This window comes from Streptomyces sp. NPDC018610 (assembly GCF_044391765.1).
GTDB lineage: Bacteria > Actinomycetota > Actinomycetes > Streptomycetales > Streptomycetaceae > Streptomyces.
Genome location: NZ_JBISAL010000007.1, coordinates 354,837 through 370,216 on the forward strand (window position 1 = coordinate 354,837; position 15,380 = coordinate 370,216).

The 15,380-nt window shown below is 72.6% G+C and carries 16 protein-coding genes; 3 read left to right on the plus strand and 13 right to left on the minus strand.

What is annotated here, in order from left to right; all coding sequences use genetic code 11:
- Positions 1 to 114 precede the first annotated feature (114 nt).
- On the minus strand, positions 115 to 963 hold the full coding sequence (locus ACH5A8_RS20210; protein ID WP_399003734.1) for a menaquinone biosynthetic enzyme MqnA/MqnD family protein: 849 nt from the start codon (positions 961 to 963) through the stop codon (positions 115 to 117).
- A gap of 372 nt (positions 964 to 1,335) precedes the next feature.
- On the opposite strand from ACH5A8_RS20210, the gene ACH5A8_RS20215 reads away from it, so the two are divergent.
- A complete protein-coding gene (locus tag ACH5A8_RS20215) occupies positions 1,336 to 1,539 on the plus strand; it encodes a cold-shock protein (RefSeq protein ID WP_003992177.1) in 204 nt (67 codons plus the stop codon).
- Between the two features lie 97 nt (positions 1,540 to 1,636).
- On the opposite strand, the gene ACH5A8_RS20220 is transcribed toward ACH5A8_RS20215, so the two are convergent.
- Both ACH5A8_RS20220 and ACH5A8_RS20225 read right to left on the minus strand, forming a co-directional pair.
- On the minus strand, positions 1,637 to 3,583 hold the full coding sequence (locus ACH5A8_RS20220) for an AMP-dependent synthetase/ligase (protein ID WP_399003736.1): 1,947 nt from the start codon (positions 3,581 to 3,583) through the stop codon (positions 1,637 to 1,639).
- A 250-nt stretch (positions 3,584 to 3,833) separates the two neighbouring features.
- Entirely contained in the window at positions 3,834 to 5,120 is a 1,287-nt protein-coding gene (locus ACH5A8_RS20225) for an acetyl-CoA C-acetyltransferase (RefSeq protein ID WP_399003738.1), read from the minus strand.
- An 87-nt stretch (positions 5,121 to 5,207) separates the two neighbouring features.
- Between ACH5A8_RS20225 and ACH5A8_RS20230 the strand changes: the two genes are divergently transcribed.
- Positions 5,208 to 6,542: a 3-oxoacyl-ACP reductase gene (locus ACH5A8_RS20230; RefSeq protein ID WP_399003740.1), complete on the plus strand. Its 1,335-nt coding sequence runs from the start codon at positions 5,208 to 5,210 to the stop codon at positions 6,540 to 6,542.
- Positions 6,543 to 6,545: 3 nt separating this feature from the next.
- A complete protein-coding gene (locus ACH5A8_RS20235) occupies positions 6,546 to 7,448 on the plus strand; it encodes a MaoC/PaaZ C-terminal domain-containing protein (RefSeq protein ID WP_399003742.1) in 903 nt (300 codons plus the stop codon).
- Between the two features lie 39 nt (positions 7,449 to 7,487).
- On the opposite strand, the gene ACH5A8_RS20240 is transcribed toward ACH5A8_RS20235, so the two are convergent.
- The 10 genes from ACH5A8_RS20240 to ACH5A8_RS20285 form a co-directional block, all read right to left on the minus strand.
- On the minus strand, positions 7,488 to 8,144 hold the full coding sequence (locus ACH5A8_RS20240) for a TetR/AcrR family transcriptional regulator (protein WP_399003744.1): 657 nt from the start codon (positions 8,142 to 8,144) through the stop codon (positions 7,488 to 7,490).
- Between the two features lie 80 nt (positions 8,145 to 8,224).
- Positions 8,225 to 8,524 carry a DUF4229 domain-containing protein gene (locus ACH5A8_RS20245; RefSeq protein WP_399003746.1) on the minus strand — a complete coding sequence of 100 codons (300 nt, stop codon included), beginning with the start codon at positions 8,522 to 8,524 and terminating at the stop codon, positions 8,225 to 8,227.
- 121 nt (positions 8,525 to 8,645) lie between these two features.
- Positions 8,646 to 9,170, minus strand: a complete 525-nt coding sequence (locus tag ACH5A8_RS20250; RefSeq protein ID WP_399003748.1) for a GNAT family N-acetyltransferase — start codon at positions 9,168 to 9,170, stop codon at positions 8,646 to 8,648.
- Positions 9,171 to 9,266: 96 nt separating this feature from the next.
- Positions 9,267 to 9,932, minus strand: coding sequence for a UdgX family uracil-DNA binding protein (locus ACH5A8_RS20255; RefSeq protein ID WP_399003750.1), 666 nt, complete (start codon positions 9,930 to 9,932; stop codon positions 9,267 to 9,269).
- Between the two features lie 58 nt (positions 9,933 to 9,990).
- Complete coding sequence (gene mqnE, locus ACH5A8_RS20260; RefSeq protein ID WP_399003752.1) at positions 9,991 to 11,154, minus strand: aminofutalosine synthase MqnE; 1,164 nt, start codon at positions 11,152 to 11,154, stop codon at positions 9,991 to 9,993.
- Between the two features lie 48 nt (positions 11,155 to 11,202).
- Positions 11,203 to 11,658 carry an Lrp/AsnC family transcriptional regulator gene (locus tag ACH5A8_RS20265; protein WP_009190018.1) on the minus strand — a complete coding sequence of 152 codons (456 nt, stop codon included), beginning with the start codon at positions 11,656 to 11,658 and terminating at the stop codon, positions 11,203 to 11,205.
- An 81-nt stretch (positions 11,659 to 11,739) separates the two neighbouring features.
- Positions 11,740 to 12,411 (minus strand): UbiX family flavin prenyltransferase, encoded by a 672-nt coding sequence (locus tag ACH5A8_RS20270; protein ID WP_399003754.1) that lies wholly within the window; start codon positions 12,409 to 12,411, stop codon positions 11,740 to 11,742.
- Between the two features lie 67 nt (positions 12,412 to 12,478).
- Positions 12,479 to 13,381 (minus strand): menaquinone biosynthesis prenyltransferase MqnP, encoded by a 903-nt coding sequence (gene mqnP, locus ACH5A8_RS20275; protein WP_399003756.1) that lies wholly within the window; start codon positions 13,379 to 13,381, stop codon positions 12,479 to 12,481.
- Entirely contained in the window at positions 13,378 to 14,829 is a 1,452-nt protein-coding gene (locus ACH5A8_RS20280; RefSeq protein WP_399003758.1) for a menaquinone biosynthesis decarboxylase, read from the minus strand. Before ACH5A8_RS20280 ends, mqnP begins: the two co-directional genes overlap by 4 nt.
- Before the next feature lie 124 nt (positions 14,830 to 14,953).
- On the minus strand, positions 14,954 to 15,364 hold the full coding sequence (locus ACH5A8_RS20285) for an SRPBCC domain-containing protein (protein WP_399003760.1): 411 nt from the start codon (positions 15,362 to 15,364) through the stop codon (positions 14,954 to 14,956).
- Positions 15,365 to 15,380 lie beyond the last annotated feature (16 nt).

A 15,380-nucleotide genomic window follows, 5' to 3' on the forward strand; every position in this document is an offset into this window, starting at 1 on the left:
CCCTGCTCCCGCGCTCCCCTATATATCCCCGTACATCCGCGGCGGGCCCCGTCCACGGGTGATGCGCGCGAGCATCACCACGGGGTGGTGCCCGCGGGCGGTACCGCGGTGGCCCTACGGCCGCAGCAGGTCGACCTTCACGTCCGCCGGGAAGCCCGTCGTCGGGCCGACCCGCCGGGCGAACTCCGTGACCGCCGCGAGCTGCGGGCCGCCGAAGCTGAAGTCGAGCGTCGTGAAGTACTTCTCCAGGACCTGTTCGTCGAAGGACTCCCAGCGGGCCGCCTGCTCGGCGACCTTGGTGACCTCCTCCAGGGACAGGTCGCGGGAGGCGAGGAAGGCCTCGTGCACCCTGCGGGTGATGAACGGCTCCCGCTCCGCGTAGTCGCGGCGCGCCGCCCAGACCGCGAAGACGAACGGCAGCCCCGTCCACTCCTTCCACAGCTGTCCGAGGTCGTGGACGTCGAGGCCGTAGCGCGGCCCGTCGTGCAGGTTGGCCCGCAGGGCCGCGTCCCCGATCAGGACCGCCGCCTCCGCCTCCTGCATCATCAGGCTCAGGTCGGGCGGGCAGGTGTAGTAGTCCGGGTTCACCCCGTACCGCTCGGACAGCAGCAGCTGGGCCAGGCGGACGGAGGTGCGGGAGGTCGACCCGAGGGCGACCCGGGCGCCGTCGAGCCGGTCCAGCGGGACCTGCGAGACGATCACGCACGACATCACCGGGCCGTCGCAGCCCACCGCGATGTCGGGGAAGGCGACCAGGTCGTCGGCGTTCTTCAGGAACTCCACCAGGGTGACCGGACCGATGTCGAGGTCCCCCCGCACGATCTGCTCGCTGAGCTTTTCCGGAGTGTCCTTGGTGAGCTCGAGGTTGAGGAGCGTGCCGGTTCTCGCGAGCCCCCAGTACAGGGGCAGGCAGTTGAGGAACTGGATGTGGCCGACGCGCGGCCGGGTGCGAGAATTGTCCACATCGCGAGACTAGACCCCGGCCGGGCCGGGGCGGCCGCCGACCCCTGCGGGCGCCGCGCTCGCACCCCTGTGCCGCACCCGGTCACCCGCTCGGCCGCCCGGTACGCCGACTTCTGTCGATTCCTCTACGTGAGGTTCTAGCCAGAACCTTCAAACATCCGGGTGACGTGATCTTGACCTCTATTGCGTTCCGGGGCCCACATGCTAGGGTCTTCATCAAGTTGCAGTTTTGGTTTCCCTTGCAGTACAGAGCCTGCGGAGCATGTAACCGCGGGCTCTGGTCGTTTTCAGACGTATGCAGTTGTGCGGCGATCTCGTTTTCACATTTGCAGGTTCTGGAGCAGGGCGACCCTTTGAGCCCAAGGAGGGCTTATGGCTACCGGAACCGTGAAGTGGTTCAACGCCGAAAAGGGCTTTGGCTTCATTGCCCAGGAAGGCGGCGGCCCCGACGTCTTCGTTCACTACTCCGCGATCAACGCCAGCGGTTTCCGCTCTCTCGAAGAGAACCAGCAGGTGTCCTTCGACGTGACCCAGGGCCCGAAGGGCCCGCAGGCGGAGAACGTCACCCCGGTCTGAGCGTCCCGCGCGCAGTAACCGATCTGATTGCAGTACCCAAGGAGCCCCGCGCCGCAAGGCAACGGGGCTCCTGCCCTTTCCCGGGGGCCTTCGCCCCTCACCTCGCGTACAGCCCCTCCACCTCCGCCGCGAAGTCCCGCATGACCGCCTGCCGCCGCAGCTTCATGGACGGGGTCAGATGGCCGGCCTGTTCCGTGAAGTCCACCGGCAGGACGGCGAAGCGGCGGATCGACTCCGGCCGCGAGACCAGCTTGTTCGCCTCGTCCACCGCCCGCTGCAGCACGGCCGCCAGCTCGGGGTCGTCGGCGAGCAGCTCCGCCGGCACCGGGTGCTTGCCGTTCATCCGGCGCCAGTGGGTGATGCCCTCCGGATCCAGGGTGATCAGGGCGGAGACGTAGGGGCGGCCGTCGCCGAGCACCATGCACTGGGAGATCAGCGGGTGCTGGCGGAGCCAGTTCTCCAGTGGGGCCGGCGCCACGTTCTTGCCGCCCGCGGTGATCAGGATCTCCTTCTTGCGGCCGGTGATCGTCAGATAGCCCTCGTCGTCCAGGCGGCCGATGTCACCGGTGGGGAACCAGCCCTCGTGGGTGGCCGGGACCACCCCGCCGGCGTGCGGGTCCCAGTAACCGCGGAACACCTGGCCGCCGCTCAGCAGCACCTCGCCGTCCGCGGCGATGCGCACCCGCGTCCCCGGCAGCGGCCAGCCCACCGTGCCGAGACGGGGCCGGTGCGGCGGTGTCACCGTCGCCGCGCCCGTGGACTCCGTCAGGCCGTAGCCCTCGTAGATCTCGACGCCCGCGCCGGAGTAGAAGGCGGCCAGGCGGTGGCCCAGCGGGGAGCCGCCGCAGATGACGTGGCGCAGCCGGCCGCCGAGCGCGCCCCGGATCCGGCGGTAGACGAGGGGGTCGTAGAAGGCGCGCGCCGTCTTCAGGGCGCGGCCGGGGCCGGGGCCCGAGCCGCGCTGACGGGCCTCGACCGCCTCGCCGTAGCGGCGGGCGACGTCGGCGGCGCGGTCGAAGGAGGCCGCCCGGCCGCCGCGCTCGGCGGTCGCCCGCGCGTTGTTGTAGATCTTCTCCAGCATGTACGGGATGGCCAGCAGGAACGTCGGCCTGAAGCTCGCCATGTCCGCGAGCAGGTCCTCGGCGGTCAGGCTGGGCGCGTGGCCCAGCCGTACCCCGGCGCGCACACAGGCGATCGCCACCATGCGGCCGAAGACGTGCGACAGGGGCAGGAACAGGAGGGTGGCGGGCTCCTCGCCGTCCTTGGCCTTGAAGACCGGGGCGAGGAGTTCGACGGCGTTGTCGACCTCGGCCAGGAAGTTGCCGTGGGTGAGCGCGCAGCCCTTGGGACGGCCGGTGGTGCCCGAGGTGTAGATCAGGGTGGCCAGGGTGTCGGGGCCGAGGACGCCCCGGCGCACGTCGATCTCCTGGTCCGGGACCGCCGCGCCCCGTTCCGCCAGTCGGTCCAGGTGCCCGCTGTCGACGACCCACATGTGGCGCAGGTCCAGCAGGCGGTCGCGTTCCGGGCCGAGGGCCGCCGCCTGCCCGGCCGTCTCGGTCACCAGGGCGACCGCGCCGGAGTCCTGGAGGATCCAGCGGACCTGGAAGAGGGAGGAGGTGGGGTAGACGGGGACCGTGACCAGGCCCGCCGCCCAGGCGGCGAAGTCCAGCAGCGTCCACTCGTAGGTCGTGCGCGCCATGACCGCGATCCGGTCGCCGGGGACCAGCCCCTCCGCGATCAGCCCCTTGGCCAGGGCGAGCACCTGGCCGGCGAACCGCTCGGCCGTGACGTGCGTCCACCGGCCGCCGGCGGCGCGGCGGCTCAGGACCGGCCGGCCGGGGTCCGCGGCCGCGTTCTCGAACGGCAGGTCGGCGAGCGAGCCGTGCGTCACCCGCGCCACCAGCGGCGGCACGTACGCCTCCCGCACCTCGCCGTGCAGCCGCCGGGTGTGCGGAGCGGCGCCCCCCTGGCCGCCGTCGAGGCCGTGGCCGTGCTCCGGGTCGGACGGCGGCACGGCGGGGGCGGACGAGTACGAGATGGGCATGGCAGCTCCTGAAGCCTGCGGCGGGGACAGCGGGGCTGCTTCGCCGCATCGGGTACGCGCCGTGCGTACCGGGTCGTTCACCGGAGGTGCGCGGCTGTGCGGGCCTGGGTGTTACCGCCGGTTGCAACCGGGATCGTACGGCGCGCTCGTGAGGGGTTCGTGCGGGACCGGGGCGCAACGGGAGATGGTCCGGGGCCGGGTGTGTGCAGTCTCGCGGCGGCCCCGCGGCCCGCCGGGTCGCGCGGGGCCCTCAGGGGCGTTCGAGGATCGCGGTCACGCCCTGGCCGCCCGCCGCGCAGACGGAGATCAGCCCGCGGCCGGGGCCGCCGCGTTCGGCCAGGAGCTTGGCGAGCGTCGCCACGATACGGGCGCCGGTCGCCGCGAAAGGGTGGCCGGTGGCGAGGGACGAACCGGCCACGTTGAGGCGGTCGCGGTCGACCGGGGCGAGGCCGCGCTTCTCCCAGGCGGCCAGGGTGGCCAGCACCTGGGAGGCGAACGCCTCGTGGATCTCGACCAGTTCGAAGTCCTCGATGCCCAGCCCGGCGCGCTCCAGCATGCGCGGCACCGCGTGCGCCGGCGCCATCAGCAGCCCGTCCTCGCCGTCCGCCACGTCCCCGTGCGGGAAGTCGACGGCCGCCGTCTCGTACGCCGTCAGGTACGCGAGCGGTTCCAGGCCGCGGGCCTCGGCCCACTCCTCGGAGGCCAGCAGCACGGTGGCCGCGCCGTCCGTCAGGGGGGTCGAGTTGCCCGCCGTCATGGTCGGTTCGGGCCCGTCGAGGCCGAACACCGGTGCGAGGGCGGCCAGCTTGTCGGGCGTGGAGTCGGGGCGGAGGTTCTGGTCGCGGGCGAGCCCCAGGAAGGGGACGACCAGGTCCTCGAAGAAGCCCCGTTCGTAGGCCGCCGCGAGACGCCGGTGGCTGGCGGCCGCGAGCGCGTCCTGCGCCTGGCGGGAGACGCCCCAGGCGCGGGCGGTCACGGCGGCGTGCTCGCCCATCGACAGGCCGGTGCGCGGCTCGGCGTTGCGCGGGATGTCGGGGACGAGGTGGGCGGGGCGCACCTTGGCCAGCGCCTTGAGCCGGGCGCCGGCCGACCGGGCGCGGCGGGCCTCCAGGAGGATGCGGCGCAGCGTGTCGTTCACGCCCAGGGGCGCGTCGCTCGCGGTGTCCGCGCCGCCCGCGACCGCGGACTCGGTCTGGCCGAGCGCGATCTTGTTGGCGGCGGCGATCACCGCCTGGAGCCCGGTGCCGCAGGCCTGCTGGATGTCGTAGGCGGGTGTGCGCGCGTCCAGCTTCGAGCCGAGCACGGTCTCGCGGGCGAGGTTGAAGTCGCGGCTGTGTTTGAGGACGGCGCCGGCGACGAACTCGCCCACCGCGCCCGGTCCGGTCAGCTCGTACCGCTCGACGAGGCCGTCGAGGGCGGCGGTGAGCATCCGCTGGTTGGAGGCGGTGGCGTACGGACCGTCGGAGCGGGCGAAGGGGACGCGCGTGCCGCCGACGACCGCCACCCGGCGGGCCCGCGGCGGTGCAAGGGGACTCATCTCGACCTGCTCCTCACCCGTGACGTAAGATTACCGCCGGTAACCTTACTTCAGAGTCAGCAAATGTGAACCTGTGGGAGACAGCACATGGCCGACCGCTATCTGAGCTTCACCGGCACCGCGCCCGGCCGCTTCCTGTCCCGCCGCCTCGGGCTGCCCCGGCCCGCGGTGCTGCGCCGCTGGTCACCGGAGTCCCCCGTGCTCGACGGCCGGCTGCTGCACCTGACGGCCGGGAAGTCGGAGCTGGATCTCGCACCGGTGCTGGCCCGTACGGGACTTGAGGTGACCGACGCGGTTCCGGCCGCCGCCGGGGCCGGTGAGGCCGCCGGGACCGCCGCCGTGGTCCTCGACGCCACCGGGGTCCGGGACGTGGACGCGCTCGGCGAGGTCCACGCCGCGCTCCACCCGGCGGTCGGGGCGGTGACGCCGAGCGGCCGCGTCCTCGTGCTGGGCGCCCCGCTGGACGCCGGCGACCACCACCGGGCCGCCGCCCAGCAGGCGTTGGAGGGCTTCACGCGCTCGCTCGGCAAGGAGATCGGCCGGGGCAGGACGGTGAACCTCGTGCGGCTCACCGACGCGGCCGCCGCCGAGTCCACCCTCCGCTTCCTGCTCTCCCCCAGGTCCGCCTACCTCAGCGGCCAGGTGATCGAGGTCGCGGCCGGCGAGGTCACCGCACCCGACGACTGGGAACGCCCCCTGGCCGGACGCACCGCGCTGGTCACCGGCGGCGCGCGCGGCATCGGCGAGGCGGTCGCCGAGACCCTGGCCCGCGAGGGCGCCCACGTCGTCGTCCTGGACGTCCCGGCCGCCGACGCGGACGCCCGCCGGGTCGCCGGACGCCTCGGCGGCACCGCGCTGGCCCTCGACATCACGGCCGCCGACGCGGGCGAGCGGATCGCCGCCGCGCTGCCCGACGGCCTGGACGTGCTGATCCACAACGCGGGCATCACCCGCGACCGGCGGCTGGTCAACATGCCCGCCGAGCGCTGGAGCGCGGTGCTGGAGGTCAACCTCGCGAGCGTGCTGCGCACCACCGACGCGCTGCTCGCCGCCGGCACACTGCGGCCCGGCGGCCGGATCGTGGCCACCGCCTCCATCGCGGGCCTGGCGGGCAACGCCGGGCAGACCAACTACGGCGCGAGCAAGGCGGGCGTCGCCGGCCTGGTCCGCGCCCTCGCGCCCCGGGCGCTGGCCGAACACGGGGTGACGGTCAACGCGGTCGCGCCCGGGTTCATCGAGACGAAGATGACTGCCGCGGTTCCCCTGCTCATCCGCGAGGCGGGCCGTCGGATGAACTCCCTCGCCCAAGGCGGCCTGCCCGTCGACGTCGCCGAGACGACCGCCTGGCTCGCCCACCCCGCCTCGGGCGCGGTCAACGGCCAGGTCGTCCGCGTCTGCGGCCAGAGCCTGCTGGGGGCGTGAACGATGACCGACACCGGCCCCACCGGCCCGTCCACCGGCCCTGCCGGCCCCGCCGCCCCCACCGTCCTGCTGTCCCGCTCCCCCGCCCTCGCCCCGCTGCTGGCCCGGGGCGCCCTGCGCTCCCCCTTCAAGCGGCCCCGCCCGAGGGCCCCGTTCCCGCACGCCCGGCTCACGCTGCCGTCCGTCCGCGCCGACCCCGCCCGGCTCGCCGCCTACGAGCGCGTGTGCGGCTTCGCCACCGGCGCGGACGCGCTGCCGGCCACCTACCCGCACGTGCTCGGCTTCCCGCTGGCGATGCGCCTGATGAGCGGCGCCGACTTCCCGCTGCCGCTGCTCGGCCTGGTCCACACCTCGATCGACATCACCCGGCACACCGCCCTGCCCGCCACCGGCACGTATGAACTCACCGTGCACGTCGCCGGGTTGGCGCCGCACCGGCGGGGCACGGAGGCCGTCGTCGTCACCGGCCTACGGGAACACGGCGAGGTCGTGTGGGAGTCGACGAGCACCTATCTGGCCCGCCACCGCACCGAAGGCACCGCGGCCGAGGCCCCCGAGGAGCGGCACGGACCGCTGCCCGAGGCCGACCGGTGGCGTCTGCCCGGGAACCTGGGGCGCCGCTACGGCGCGGCGTCCGGGGACCGCAACCCGATCCACCTGCACCCGGTGAGCGCCCGCCTGTTCGGCTTCCCCCGGGCGATCGCGCACGGCATGTGGACCGTGGCCCGCTGCCTCGCCGCCCACGGCACCCCCGAAGCGGCCCTGGTCCGGACCCGGTTCCGGGCTCCCGTGCTGCTGCCGGGCGAGGTCGCCTACGCCGCCGACGGCGTCGGCCGCTTCGAGGTGCGCTCGCCCGACGGGCGCCGGACCCATCTGACGGGCGAGGTGCTGCCACTGCCCGCCTGAGCGGGGGGCAGTCTCACCGGTCCCGGGCGGCGGGAAGGCTCACCGGTCCCGGGCGGCGGGCGGCGGTGTCCAGGGCCGGCCCTCCATGAGGTCGCCCAGGCCCGCCCAGGCGAAGTTCATCAAGGTGGCCGCCGCCTGGCGGGCCGTGACCCCCTCGGTGGTGTTGGCCCAGGCGGCCAGGGACTCGGCAGCGCCGACCAGGGCCTCCGCGAGTCCGGCGACCTCGCGCTCGGGCAGATCGGGGTCGCGGTGCGTCCCTCTGGCGGCGTCGGCGATCAACCGCGTCACGAACGCGACCAGCCCCTCGCGCATAGCGGCGATCTCGGCCGCGAACGGCTCACCGTGGGTGCGGGCCTGAAGGTGCAGCACCGCCCAGCCGTCCGGATGCCGCGCGGTGTGCGTGAAGAAGGCGTGCAGCCCTTCCCACAGCCGGCGGTCCGCGGGCAGGCCGGGACGGACCCCGGCGCGGACCGCCTCCGTGAGCGCCGCGGCCTCGCGGCGGATGCAGGCGCTGAAGAGGTCTTCCTTGGAGTTCAGGTACAGATAGACCAACGGCTTGGAGACGCCCGCCAGTTCGGCGATCTCGTCCATCGACGCGGCCATGTAGCCGCGCCGGCCGAAGATCCGCACGGCGGCGTCGAGCATCTGCTGTTCACGAACCGCCCGCGGCATCCGCCTGGTCTTCACGGCACCCATGCGCGCAAGCCTACGGTTCGCGGCGCCGGCCGCGAGGCCCGCGAACGGCCGTTCCCGGCCGAACCGGCCGGATCACGGCGTCAGGACGTCTGGCTCTGCGCCCGCGTCCGGTCGTCGGCCAGGTCCTCGACGCCCGCGTTGGCCTCCATGTTCGCCTTCATCCGGTCCACGCGCGCGGCGACCTGGATCGACGCCCGGTCCCGCTCCTTGCGCAGGACGACGAAGCTGATCGGGGCCGAGATCACCAGGGCGAGGAGCGGGATCCACAGGCTGTTGGAACCGTTGCGTCCGCTCGGCACGATCCCGGCGTAGACCAGGCCCCAGACCACCACCAGGCAGCCCACGAAGATCCCGAGGCGCATCAGCGTGTAGCGGAGCATCTCAATCCACTCTTCCGTTCCGAAGGAGGCCAAAGGGGCACCGTCCAGTGAAGCACGACCGGCGACCGTTCCCGCACGGGGGTGCCAAGGCGGACAAATGCTCGGGTCCGAGCCCAGTGACTCAGGCCAGCGGCAGCAGCATGATCACGTCGTCGCGGTCGTCGCCCGGCGCGACCCGGATCGCTCCGGGCACCCGGCCGACCTCCTTGTAGCCGCAGGACGCGTAGAAGCGCTCCAGACCGAGCCCGCCCCGGCAGGTGAGCCGGATCGCCTCGACGCCCTCGACGCCGCGCGCCGCCTCGGCCGCCGCCGCGAGCAGGTCCCGGCCGTATCCCTTGCCCTGGTGGCGCGGGTGGACCATCACCGTGTAGAGCCACAGCCAGTGGGTCATCAGCCGGTGGGTGTTGGCGGTCAGGAACGCCGTCGCGGCGACCCGCCCCTCCTCGTCGTGGCCGACCAGCAGCCGGGTGCGGCCCTCGGCCATCGCCACGAAGTGCCTCACCAGCTCGGCGCGTATCGCCTCGCGCTGCGCGGGCGCCACGAAGCCGACCGCCCCGCCCGCGTCCGTGACCTCCGTCCACAGGTCGAGGAGGCCGTCGCGCAGGGCACGGTCGACGGAGGGGTCCAGCGTGAAGGTAAGGGGCATGTCACTATCGTACCCATTACGCGATGATCTTCGGCGGGCAAGGACCCGCCGTGGTCCGACCGGCCCCGGCAGGACACCAACGCCGACGCGAGAGCCCTACGCCAGCGCGCGCGCCGCCACCCCCAGGTCCGACACCAGCCCCCGGTAGGCGCCCTCCCGGTCCTCGGCGCGCAGCACCGACGAAGGGTGCACGGTGGGCACCAGCCGCTCCGGCCGGCCGTGGATCTCGTGCTCCAGCACCGTGCCGCGCACCTCGGTCACCCGGAAGGAGGACCCCAGCAGCGCCTTGCCCGCCGTCGCGCCGAACACCACGATCAGCTCGGGCTCGACGAGGGCCGGCTCGGCCGCCGGCCAGGGCCCGCACGCCGACATCCCGCGCAGACCGGGAGGCTTGTGGATGCGGCGCTTGCGGGGCTCGGAGCGGGTGAACTCGAAGTGCTTGACCGCGTTGGTGACGTACGCCTCGCCCGGGTCGACGCCCGCCTCGGCGAGCGCCCGGTCCAGCAGCTTCCCGGCCGGACCGACGAACGGCCGGCCCTGCCGGTCCTCCTGGTCGCCGGGCCGCTCGCCGACGAGCATCACCCGCGCGCCGGCGTCCCCCGCGCCGAACACCGTCTGCGTGGCGTCCCGGTGCGGCGGGCAGCCCCGGCACCCCGCGGCGGCCACCCGCAGGGCGGCCAGGTCCGCGTGCCGGGGGACGAACGGCTCGGCCGTGCAGGCGTCCTCGGGAGAGTGAGCGGCCCGCGCCCTGGAGGCGGCCATGCCGGACGGATACCCGCCCGGCGGCCCGCCTCACCGCGCCCCCGTCACGCCCAGGGGCTCACACCCGCATGGGCTGCGGCGACTCCCGGCGCCCGGCGTCCGGGCCGTCGTACTCGCGGATGATCTCGTAGCGCGTGTTGCGCTCCACCGGGCGGAAGCCGGCGTCCCGGATCAGCTCCAGCAGGTCGTCACGGGTCAGCTTGTTCGGCGTGCCGAAGTTGTCCGCGTCGTGCGTGATCTTGTACTCGACCACCGACCCGTCCATGTCGTCGGCGCCGTGCTGGAGCGCGAGCTGCGCGGTCTGCACGCCGTGCATCACCCAGAACACCTTGACGTGCGGCACGTTGTCGAACAGCAGCCGGGAGACCGCGAAGGTCTTGAGGGCCTCCGCGCCGGTCGCCATCGTGGTGCGCGCCTGGAGCCGGTTGCGGACCTTGCCGTCCTTCATGTCGACGAAGTCGTGCTGGTAGCGCAGCGGGATGAAGACCTGGAAGCCGCCGGTCTCGTCCTGCAGCTCACGCAGCCTGAGCACGTGGTCCACCCGGTGCCGGGGCTCCTCGATGTGGCCGTAGAGCATGGTGCACGGGGTCTTCAGCCCCTTCTCGTGCGCCAGCCGGTGGATCCGCGACCAGTCCTCCCAGTGGGTGCGGTGGTCGACGATGTGCTGCCGGACCTCCCAGTCGAAGATCTCCGCGCCGCCGCCGGTCAGCGACTCCAGGCCCGCGTCGATCAGCTCGTCGAGGATCTCGGACGCCGACAGGCCGCTGATCGTCTCGAAGTGGTGGATCTCCGTGGCCGTGAACGCCTTCAGCGACACGTGCGGCAGCGCGGCCTTCAGCTCGCGCAGGGAACGCGGGTAATAGCGCCACGGCAGGTTCGGGTGCAGCCCGTTGACGATGTGCAGCTCGGTCAGGTTGTCCGACTCCATCGCCTTGGCGAGCTTCACCGCCTCCTCGATGCGCATCGTGTACGCGTCCTTCTCCCCCGGCTTGCGCTGGAAGGAGCAGTAGGCGCAGGACGCGGTGCACACATTGGTCATGTTGAGGTGACGGTTGACGTTGAAGTGCACCACGTCGCCGTTCTTGCGGGTACGCACCTCGTGCGCGAGGCCGCCGAGCCAGGCCAGGTCGTCCGACTCGTACAGCGCGATGCCGTCCTCGCGGGTCAGCCGCTCACCGGAGCGGACCTTTTCCTCCAGCTCGCGCTTGAGCCCGACGTCCATGCGAACACCTCTTTCCGAAAAGTCTCCGATTACCGTACGCCGAGGGTCCTAGACCTCTTCGGGCAGCTCACCGACGCGGTTCTCCCACTTGGTGGAGAGCACGATCGTGGTGCGGGTGCGGGAGACGCCCTTGGTGCCGGACAGCCGCCGGATGATCCGCTCCAGGCCGTCCACGTCCGTGGCGCGGACCTTGAGCATGAAGGAGTCGTCGCCGGCGATGAACCAGCAGTCCTCGATCTCGGGCAGGTCCTTGAGCCGCTGCGCCACGTCCTCGTGGTCGGCGGCGTCGGACAGCGAGATGCCGATCAGGGCGGTGACGCCCAGGCCGAGCGAGGCGGCGTCCACGGTGGCCCGGTAGCCGGTGATGACACCGGCCGCCTCCAGCCGGTTGATGCGGTCGGTGACACTCGGTCCCGACAGGCCGACGAGGCGTCCCAGCTCCGCGTAGGAGGCCCGGCCGTTCTCCCTGAGGGCCTGGATGAGCTGCCTGTCCACCGCGTCCATGCGATCGAAGCCTTCCACTGACGAGATCCGGCGAGGGATCTGCGAAGTTGCCGAAGAGTCAAGAGGTGGTGCTGGTACCGCTCAGGCGGGCCGGGAGCCCCCGAGTTCGCCCTCCCAGCGGCGGTAGAGGCGGTGGGGCACGCCCACCGCGTCGAGGGCGCGGCCGGCGACGAAGTCCACCAGGTGCTGGATGTGCGTCGCGCCGGCGTAGAAGGCGGGCGAGGCGGGCAGGACGGTGGCGCCCGCGTCGTCCAGTGCGACCAGCTGCCGCAGCGTCGGCCCGTTCAGCGGGGTCTCCCGAACGGCCACGACCAGCGGCCGGCGCTCCTTGAGCGTCACGCTCGCCGTCCGCTGCAGCAGGTCCTTCGACAGGCCGAGCGCGACTCCCGCCACGCACGCCGTCGAGGCGGGCACGATCAGCATGCCCTTGGCGGGGTACGACCCCGAGGACGGCCCGGCCGCCAGGTCGCCGGCGCTCCAGTGCCGTACGTCCGTGACGTCCACGTCGAAGGTGCCGGGCTTGCCGTCGGCGCCGAGGGACAGCCATTCCCGCAGGTCGTCCTGCCAGTGGGCGTCCCGGTAGGAGATGCCGGTCTCGTCGAGCAGGGTGAGCCGCGAGGCCCGGCTGACCACCAGGTCGACGCTCTCCCCGGCGTCGAGCAACGCGCGCAGCACCGCGGCCGCGTACGGCGTACCGGACGCTCCGGACACCCCCACGATCCAAGGCGTGCGCTGCGTTTCTCCTGGCTTCATGGTGTCGAGCCTATCCGGCGGCGTTCAGGAACGAACCGGGAGGCGACCTCGTGCCGGTCCCCGGCGGTCAGAGGGTCAGCCCCCGCACCAGCAGGTCCAGCAGCGCGCACACGAACAGCGCGATGCCGATGAACCCGTTGACGCTGAAGAACGCCCGGTTCAGGCGGGACAGGTCGTGCGGGCGGACGATCGTGTGCTCGTAGACGAAGGCGCCGGCGACGATGACCAGGCCCAGCCAGAAGAAGGCGCCGGCGCCGGTGGCCAGGGCGTACCAGACGAACAGCGCGGTGGTGACCGCGTGGCAGCCGCGCGCTCCCCGGATGGCGGCCGGGATGCCGAAGCGGGCCGGCACCGAGCGGACGCCGATCTCGCGGTCGGTCTCGACGTCCTGGCAGGCGTAGATCAGGTCGAAGCCGCCGATCCAGACGCCCACGGCGAGCCCCAGGATCACCGCCTTCCACGACCACTCGCCGCTGATCGCCAGCCAGCCGCCGATCGGGCCCATCGCCTGGGCGATACCCAGGATGGCCTGCGGGAAGTTCGTGAACCGCTTGCCGTAGGGGTAGACCACCATCGGGATCACGGCGACGGGGGCGAGGGCCAGGCAGAGCGGGTTGAGCGCGGCGGCGGCGCCCAGGAAGACGACCAGGGCGACCAGCGCGCCGGTCCAGGCGTGCCGCACGGACATCGCGCCGGTCACCAGTTCACGGTGGGCGGTGCGGGGATTGCGGGAGTCGATCTCCCGGTCGATGATCCGGTTGACCGCCATGGCGAAGGTGCGCAGGCCCACCATGCAGACGGTGACCAGGAGCAGCCTGACCCAGTGGACGGACTTGTCCCACTCGTACATCGCGGTCAGCGAGGCGATGTAGGCGAAGGGCAGCGCGAAGACCGAGTGCTCGATCATCACCAGGCGCAGGAACGCCCTGGTGCGTCCCGGCTGCGGGATCGCGGCGGACGCTGTGCTCACAGGCCGTACTCCTTCCAGCGGCGGTCGACCTTCGCCGCCGTATCCGGGTCGGAGACCACCATCTCCGGCCAGCCGCCGTCGCGGGTGTAGCCCTCCTGCGGCCACTTCCGCGTGGCGTCGATGCCCGCCTTGCCGCCCCAGAACTGCTGGTAGGAGGCGTGGTCGAGGTGGTCGACGGGGCCCTCGACCACCGTGAGGTCGCGGGCGTAGTCGGTGTTGCCGAGGGCGCGCCAGGCGACCTCGTGCAGGTCGTGCACGTCGCAGTCGGCGTCGACGACCACGATCAGCTTGGTCAGGGACATCATGTGCGCGCCCCAGACGGCGTGCATCACCTTCTGGGCGTGCTTGGGGTACTTCTTGTCGATGGAGACGATCGCGCAGTTGTGGAAGCCGCCCGCCTCGGGCAGGTGGTAGTCCACGATGTCCGGCACGATGATCTTCAGCAGGGGCAGGAAGAAGCGCTCCGTGGCGCGGCCCAGGGGGCCGTCCTCGGTCGGCGGGCGGCCGACCACGATCGACTGGAGCAGCGGGCGCCTGCGCATCGTCACGCAGTCGATGGTCAGCGCCGGGAAGGGCTCCTGCGGGGTGTAGAAACCGGTGTGGTCGCCGAAGGGGCCCTCCGGCAGCATCTCGCCGGGCTCCAGCCAGCCCTCCAGGACCACTTCGGCGTTGGCGGGGACCTGGAGCGGAACGGTCTTGCAGTCCACCATCTCGATCCGCCTGCCCGCGAGGAACCCGGCGAACAGGTACTCGTCGATGTCGCCGGGCAGCGGGGCGGTGGAGGCGTACGTCACGGCGGGCGGGCAGCCGAAGGCGATCGCGACGGGCAGCCGCTCGCCCTTGCGGGCGGCCACCTGGTAGTGGTTGCGGCTGTCCTTGTGGATCTGCCAGTGCATGCCGATGGTGCGCTTGTCGTGCCGCTGGAGCCGGTACAGCCCGAGGTTGCGGACGCCGGTCTCGGGGTCCTTGGTGTGGGTGAGCCCGAGGTTGAAGAAGGAGCCGCCGTCCTCGGGCCAGGTGAACAGCGCGGGCAGCGCGTCCAGGTCGACGTCGTCGCCGTGCAGGACGACCTCCTGCACGGGGGCTTCCTTGACCTTGCGCGGCGGCACGTGCGTCATCGCGCCGAGCTTGCCGAACGCCTCGCGCACGCCCACGAACCCGTGCGGCAGCTCGGGCCGCAGCAGCCCGCCGATCCTCTCGCTGATCTCGCCGTACGACTTCAGGCCCAGCGCCTTCAGCAGGCGCCGGTCGGTGCCGAAGACGTTCATGGCCAGCGGCATCGCCGAGCCCTTCACGTTCTCGAAGAGCAGCGCGGGACCGCCGGACTTCTGTACCCGGTCGACGATCTCCCCGACCTCCAGGTACGGGTCCACCTCGGCCTTGATGCGCTTGAGGTCGCCCTCGCGCTCCAGCGCCCTGAGCAGGGAGCGAAGATCGTCGTAAGCCATGTGTCCCAGTATCTTCCACAGGCCTGCCCGGCTCCGTCACCGGGGCCGCACCACGGGGCCGGCGGGCGGTCCCCGGCCGCTTTCCCGGTCACGGCCGGCGCTCCCGGTACCGCGACCGCCGGGGCTACGACGGGTCAGCCATCTTTGCGATCAGTCGTTCGAAGCGGGTGCGCCAGCCCGCCTCCGACTCGCTCTCGCCGTCGTCCTGGAACTCGCGGGTGAAGCGGAGCACGGAGCCGTCCTCGCCGTCGCGTTCGAGGTGGAAGCGGATCCGGTCGCCCTCGCCCACCGTGTACTCGGCCACCCGGTCGACGTCCCACGCCGTGATCCGCCCGCTGCCCAGGTCGCGCAGGCTGACCGCGCCGCCGAGCCGGGGCTCCAGCTCGTCGGCGGCGGTGCACCAGGCGGCGAGGCCCTCCGGGGTGGTCAGCTCCGGCCACACCTTCTCCATGGGCCGGGGAAGCCGCACCAGGAAGTGGAGCAGATGGGTGTTCCCGTGGGTCTGGCTGGTGCCCTGTTCGATGGAACCGGTCATGACACCAGCCTGCCGC

Coding starts and splice junctions, on each gene's coding strand:
- ACH5A8_RS20215 (WP_003992177.1), top strand. CDS start 1,336: ATGGCTACCGGAACCGTGAAGTGGTTCAACGCCGAAAAGGGCTTTGGC.
- ACH5A8_RS20220 (WP_399003736.1), bottom strand. CDS start 3,583: ATGCCCATCTCGTACTCGTCCGCCCCCGCCGTGCCGCCGTCCGACCCG.
- ACH5A8_RS20225 (WP_399003738.1), bottom strand. CDS start 5,120: ATGAGTCCCCTTGCACCGCCGCGGGCCCGCCGGGTGGCGGTCGTCGGC.
- ACH5A8_RS20230 (WP_399003740.1), top strand. CDS start 5,208: ATGGCCGACCGCTATCTGAGCTTCACCGGCACCGCGCCCGGCCGCTTC.
- ACH5A8_RS20235 (WP_399003742.1), top strand. CDS start 6,546: ATGACCGACACCGGCCCCACCGGCCCGTCCACCGGCCCTGCCGGCCCC.
- ACH5A8_RS20240 (WP_399003744.1), bottom strand. CDS start 8,144: ATGGGTGCCGTGAAGACCAGGCGGATGCCGCGGGCGGTTCGTGAACAG.
- ACH5A8_RS20245 (WP_399003746.1), bottom strand. CDS start 8,524: ATGCTCCGCTACACGCTGATGCGCCTCGGGATCTTCGTGGGCTGCCTG.
- ACH5A8_RS20250 (WP_399003748.1), bottom strand. CDS start 9,170: ATGCCCCTTACCTTCACGCTGGACCCCTCCGTCGACCGTGCCCTGCGC.
- ACH5A8_RS20255 (WP_399003750.1), bottom strand. CDS start 9,932: ATGGCCGCCTCCAGGGCGCGGGCCGCTCACTCTCCCGAGGACGCCTGC.
- mqnE (WP_399003752.1), bottom strand. CDS start 11,154: ATGGACGTCGGGCTCAAGCGCGAGCTGGAGGAAAAGGTCCGCTCCGGT.
- ACH5A8_RS20265 (WP_009190018.1), bottom strand. CDS start 11,658: ATGGACGCGGTGGACAGGCAGCTCATCCAGGCCCTCAGGGAGAACGGC.
- ACH5A8_RS20270 (WP_399003754.1), bottom strand. CDS start 12,411: ATGAAGCCAGGAGAAACGCAGCGCACGCCTTGGATCGTGGGGGTGTCC.
- ACH5A8_RS20280 (WP_399003758.1), bottom strand. CDS start 14,829: ATGGCTTACGACGATCTTCGCTCCCTGCTCAGGGCGCTGGAGCGCGAG.
- ACH5A8_RS20285 (WP_399003760.1), bottom strand. CDS start 15,364: ATGACCGGTTCCATCGAACAGGGCACCAGCCAGACCCACGGGAACACC.